This window comes from Psychroserpens mesophilus (genome assembly GCF_000826645.1).
GTDB classification, from domain to species: Bacteria; Bacteroidota; Bacteroidia; order Flavobacteriales; family Flavobacteriaceae; genus Psychroserpens; species Psychroserpens mesophilus.
Genome location: NZ_JXJP01000035.1, coordinates 1 through 5,911, shown reverse-complemented (window position 1 = coordinate 5,911; position 5,911 = coordinate 1). Strand labels below are relative to the sequence as shown.

The 5,911-nt window shown below is 31.3% G+C and carries 6 protein-coding genes; 5 read left to right on the top strand and 1 reads right to left on the bottom strand.

The window, feature by feature from the left end; all coding sequences use genetic code 11:
* Positions 1–101: 101 nt before the first annotated feature.
* On the bottom strand, positions 102–1,562 hold the full coding sequence (locus tag TD18_RS16100) for a T9SS type A sorting domain-containing protein (RefSeq protein WP_084205952.1): 1,461 nt from the start codon (positions 1,560–1,562) through the stop codon (positions 102–104).
* A 247-nt stretch (positions 1,563–1,809) separates the two neighbouring features.
* On the opposite strand from TD18_RS16100, the gene TD18_RS16095 reads away from it, so the two are divergent.
* The 5 genes from TD18_RS16095 to TD18_RS16075 all read left to right on the top strand — a co-directional run bounded on the left by TD18_RS16095 (position 1,810) and on the right by TD18_RS16075 (position 5,775).
* A complete protein-coding gene (locus tag TD18_RS16095; protein WP_040254719.1) occupies positions 1,810–2,442 on the top strand; it encodes a hypothetical protein in 633 nt (210 codons plus the stop codon).
* A gap of 636 nt (positions 2,443–3,078) precedes the next feature.
* Positions 3,079–3,372, top strand: a complete 294-nt coding sequence (locus tag TD18_RS16090) for a barstar family protein (protein WP_040254717.1) — start codon at positions 3,079–3,081, stop codon at positions 3,370–3,372.
* Positions 3,373–3,384: 12 nt separating this feature from the next.
* The gene (locus TD18_RS17440; RefSeq protein WP_040254715.1) at positions 3,385–3,795 is read left to right on the top strand and encodes a hypothetical protein; all 411 of its coding nucleotides are present in this window, start codon (positions 3,385–3,387) and stop codon (positions 3,793–3,795) included.
* Between the two features lie 270 nt (positions 3,796–4,065).
* Positions 4,066–4,845 (top strand): hypothetical protein, encoded by a 780-nt coding sequence (locus TD18_RS16080; protein ID WP_152611403.1) that lies wholly within the window; start codon positions 4,066–4,068, stop codon positions 4,843–4,845.
* A 177-nt stretch (positions 4,846–5,022) separates the two neighbouring features.
* Entirely contained in the window at positions 5,023–5,775 is a 753-nt protein-coding gene (locus tag TD18_RS16075; RefSeq protein ID WP_040254712.1) for a hypothetical protein, read from the top strand.
* Positions 5,776–5,911 lie beyond the last annotated feature (136 nt).

Genomic DNA, 5,911 nt, shown 5'->3' with positions numbered 1-5,911 from the left:
ATTTCAGGACTAGACATTTTGACACTCACAGAATAAATTCTAACCAATTGCAAAAATTAGTTACAACAAAATCTAATTTTAAACTTTCCTGAAATTAAATTTTAAGTCTTAATTATTTTTATTATTTCTATTACTTTATTTGAATTACTAAGTTTAATAAAATATACGCCAGATTTTAAAGCTGAAATATTGATTTTTCTTTGGTCTTCAAACGATATAACTAACTGTCCAAATTGATTAAACACTTCTATTTGGCTGAAAGTAATTAAAGATTTAATGTTCAATATTCCTGAAGTTGGTGACGGATACAACAAAAATTCTGAAAATAAAATTTTATCCAAACTTAAAACAGAACTAGTATCGAATACCCGAACTCTACCTGCCCCAGATTCACCATTTACAGAGCTAAACATTGCGCCAATAGCAACAACTGTCCCATCATCATTTAAATCTACAGATTCCCCTGAAAAATCACCTACATCTCCCTCAATATCATCTCCTATTTGAGTCCAAATATCTCCAATATTTTGAAAAAGTCGAACATGACCTTGATTCGCGAATCCATTGTTACGAGCACTAATTGCAATAATACTACCGTTACCATTTATTGCCACTGCATAACCAGATTCATCACCAAATTCTTCTCCTTCAATATTTGCTCCTATTTGAACCCAATTATCAACTTCATATCGATAAACTCGAACTATTCCATTGAATCCTGCTAAACGATCTCCAATTATCAAAATATTACCTGTATCATTAATGCTTATAGCCCCTCCTGATTGATCAAAAGTTTCTTCGCCATAAATATCTGCTCCTAATTGCGACCAAACACCTCCCATATTCTGAAAGACTCGAACATGACCAGTTTGATTTCCGTTTTCATCATTACCAGGAGATCCTATTGCAACGATACTACCATCAGAACTTAAACTTACAGAGACACCAGCCCCATCACCATCAAACTCTCCATCTATATCATTTCCTATTTGAACCCATGAATCGGCAATATTTTCATAAATCCTAACGTGACCAGAACCTGGTCCGTTTTCGTCATTTGAAGGTGCTCCTATGGCAACGATACTACCATCAGAACTCAAACTCACTGATCTTCCAGAAAAATTATCGTTTGCTTCTCCGTCAATGTCATTACCTATTTGAACCCACGAATCAGCAATATTTTCATAAACTCTAACATGACCTGAACTTGTACCATTTCCATCATTTTGAGGAGCTCCAATAGCTACAATATTACCATTATCGCTCAAGCTAACTGAAGTTCCAAACCGATCATCACCAGACTCCCCAACTATAAGATCACCAATCCTGACCCAAGAATCACCAATATCCTTATAAACTCCTACATGACCAGAATTAGAACCATTTAAATCGCCAGAGGTCGAACCTATAGCAACAATCGTTCCATCTGCACTTAAACTCACTGAAGAACCGAGTAAAGAAGGATTTTCACCAACTATATCGTCTCCAATCTGGATTATTTGGGCATAACAAGTCATTGTAAATAGGGAATAAACAAATAGAGTTATAAACTTCCTAATCATAAAATTAAATTTTAGTTTTAATAAAAATACAATATTTGCTAAAAACTATTTAAAATAAATTTGAATTTAAATTAGTCAATCCTCATAACATAAAACGTGTTACAACAACGTGTATAATTAATTACTACTGATTTACCTATCGGAAAATCCTTGAAATTAATTAAATTAGCAACTAGCGGAAAATGACTCATGTCCTTTTCCGTAACTAATCATAACACGAACACGTTGGCAACAAGCTGAAAAAACAGTGACCGAAAAAGAAAAACCATATAAAGTATTAAAATATCCACCAGCATATTTGGATGGATATTTGGCTATTAACGGTTGTCTATCTGAATACTGTATCCCAATTGAATTCTATAAAGAAAATGGAGAAAAATGGGTTTATGGATTCCAAGGAGAAATTGAAAAGGGAATTGAAATAATTGATTTAAAAGATAACAGATATTTTTTCATATCAACAAAAAACGAATTAAACACAAATTACATTGTTGACGTTGAAACAATAAATCCAATTAAGGAGATAGATTATGTTTCAGAAATTTTAAAATATAAAAACAAACTGATATTGATTTTAAGTTCCAATTCAATAGCAATAGTAAATGAACCGAATGATATAGAATACATTGAGAGTTTGTGTTGGGACGGAATAAGAAATAACCGTATTGAAAATGGAATTCTAAAAGGTCAACTTTATGACTGGAGTAATAGAGATTATGGAGATAAATACAACAAGACAAACTATGAGCTTGATTTAGAAACACTAATTATAAAAAAAGGAAAGGATTTATTACAAAAGTCAGATTCAATAAAAAAAGCAGAAATTAAGAAAACAAAAGTTGAAAACCGAAAATGGTGGGAACTATGGAAAACAGAATAAAAGCCAGTTGCCAACACCGTATATAATTTATTGCTGGCTTCTCGCCTACTTACGAAAGTCCTCGCGGACTTTCTTTGTCCGTAATTATTTACTAAATTAGTTGCTTAAAACACGCAACAAACCATATACAAACACGTTGTAAAAAATAGCTCCGAAAAAAGCAATCCAAGAATCTGTTGAATGAAATTGAACTGATTTAAATCGGATTTGAATCACTTTACTCGGATTTTTTACTCATACGCTGAATTGACACTCAAACGTGGAATTTGAACCAAGCATTACGTGGAATTGAGCCTGAATCGGAAAACACACTCGAACGGAATTTGAGCAAGTTTGTGGAATCGAAAATTGAACGAAAAAAAGCCTGGTTTAGTTTTTCAATTTTTTTTTGAATTTTAAGTAAGTACTTTCTAAAAAACTCTGAATCTGAAAATTTTTATCGGAATCCAATCAAAACGTGCTCACTCAAATGTGTCGCTACATTTTACAACAACGTGTATAAAAAATTGCTTATTTTAGTCAAAGCAAATGGTCGTTGCGTTTTTGTTTGCGTCTGATTTTCCTTCGGAAAATCCTCGCGCTCGTTCAACGCAACTTTCCATACACAAAACCGTTGTGTGTAATTAGAGAAACTAAATGATAACATTCAAAATCGATGGAAAAAAAATAACAGATTGGAATTCATTTCACTCTGAATTTAAATCCAACTTGAATTTTCCAGATTATTATGGAATGAATATGAATGCTTGGATTGATTGTGTTGACGAAATGACGGAACAACCAACCTTGTTGCAAATTGAAAATGGAAAATTCTTAAAGAAAAATAAACCTGAATTACTTAATGCAATTTTGGAATGTGGTGCTTTTGTTAATTACAGAAAAATAGAACAGGGAGAAAATCCGAATTTAATAATTGCTACTAATGGATAACCTAAATTATAAATGGAAAATCACCAACCATACAATGAACGGCTAGAACATCCTCATGATTTTGAAGTAGATTATCGGATTTTAACGGAATCAGAAGGTGGCAGAAAAACACTTCCTTATCAAGGAATTCGTTGGGATTTTTGGTATGAATATAATGGAAAACATAAAGGTCAGCTTTTTATGATTTGGCCTGAATTTATGGATAAGAATGGAAAAGTCATTACTCAAAAAAATAGTCCTGTTCCATCTTCAGGAAAAGCTAGAATGTGGATTATTAATGATGCATTAAGAAAATACCATCAAGATAAAATTAGACTAGGCATGAAAGGGAATGGTCATGAAGGTGGAACAGTAGTTGCTAAATATGTAGTCTCTAAAATTGTTGGACTAATGACAAATCCAGTAAAAGAAATTGAAGAATAAAACTACACACAACAACGTGTATAATTAATTGCTACTGTCAGTTATTTAGAAAAATTTCATCTACAATTTGTATATTTATGTTATCGGAAAATTTACAAGTCAAAGCCTTGCTGTTTTCCTCCAGCGGATTTTTCGCCAAAAGTGGCTCATCCGAAGCTAAAACAGCTTCGGCTCAATCCGCAACATAATCATACACAATCACGTTGTACAACATTTCAGAAAAAACTCTTGAAAGAAAAACATAAATTCACGGAATCTATTATTAACTCAATGAAAACTCTTCTCAAGGGAGAAGTGAATTTTGTTGAAAATCACAATAATTGGTCATTAGAAGTTGAAGTGAAATGGAATTCAAGAATGACAAAAACGACGATTAAATCTAGAAAACTAGACTTAGATAATGATTTTGTTTCTTGTAAACTTACTCAATCTAATATGCTCACTCTTTTGTCGTATATAACATTATGGAGATCTGATTCTTTTAGTTTTAATGGAAAAAAAAGTAAGTACTCAGATTTAATTTTAGAAAGCCCAGCTACATTACCATTAATGGAATCAAAAAATGCAATTATCGAACTAAATGGAAAATGCTTGATTTTCTCTGGAAAAACCAGAAAGAAAGATTTATCTAGTTTATCCAATATTTTTATTTTGAACGAAATGCTATTGAAAGGAATTGACAAACTAAACAATGAAACTAAAACAGAAAACAGTAAAGCAAATATGGACAGAATAAATTGGACTGGAGAAAATTTTGAGTTTCTTATTACTGGAGTGGATGAAATTCCAAATGAGGAATATGACAGAATAATGACACCGAACTCGTTTGAATGGAAAAAAGTTATTAAAGACGAATGGCCTTTTTACGAAGTCGGAGAAGATGAATTTAGTTTTTCGTGGGAAATCCCAGGAATTCAATTTACTTTTAATAAGGAAGTAAAATACGAGAAAGCAAAAAAAATTGCAGATGAAATTATTGAGAACCTTAATTCGATAGGACAAAATGCGGAATTGCTAATTCTTGAATCGAATAAAGTATTTAAATTCTAAAACGGAATTAAAAAACGTTGTACAACAACGTGTATAATTAATTACTGCTGATTTACCTAGCGGAAAATCCCTTGAAATTAATTAACTTTAGTGCTTATCGGAAAACGACTAACGCCCTTTTCCGTAACTAATCATTACACGAACACGTTGTACCCAATTTGAGAAAACACAAAAATTATGTCATATAAAGGATTTTTAGATGCTCAGAATGATTGGTTAAACAGAAAGTCAAAAAACAAGAATCAACTTTTTCAAGATTTAAAACCAAGAGATAGAATTGCGAAAATAATTATTGAAAATATTATTCCTAAAATTGACAATCTAAATTTTAAGTTTCGGAAATCTGACTTAAGAATAAAGAGAAAAGATGGTGATTTTGAACAAAGTTTAAAATTCATCACGAATCATAAAAACTACAAAAACGAAATAGTATCGTTTGAAATTATTCTTCTAGTTTATTCAAAAAAACTAGAGACTTGGCGCGCTGAAAACTATTCTGATAAATCTTTAAGGCTAAATGGTATAATTGCCACTAACTCTACTGAACGATTAAAAGATTGGAATCAGCAGTTTGAAAAAGGTTGGTATAAACTTCATTTAGATGATAACCATAAAATAGTAGATGAAATTATTAATAATATAATCAATGTTGCTGTTCCTTATTTTTCTCAATATGAAAGTTATGATCAAATAATTGCTGATTTTAATAAAAATCCAATAACAAATTTTATCGATTTAATAGATATTAACCTTATGCAAGGAAAATATCAAGACGCAAAATTAGTTCTTGAACAAAACCGAGACTTTTTTGAGGAAAAAATAATTAAAGAAGAAAAGGCTAATAGTAATAGTTTATTTTTAACGAATGAGAAGCCTCTATACTTAAGTAGAAAAAAGAAAATAGAAAACTGGGTACAACAACGTGTATAATTAATTACTACTGAATTTCCTAAACGGAAATTCCTCGGAATTAATTAACTTGTGTCTTCATCGGAAAATTCTAACCGAATTTTCCGTAACTAATCATACACGAACACGTTGTACACAATTTTGACCCGTCCTGAAT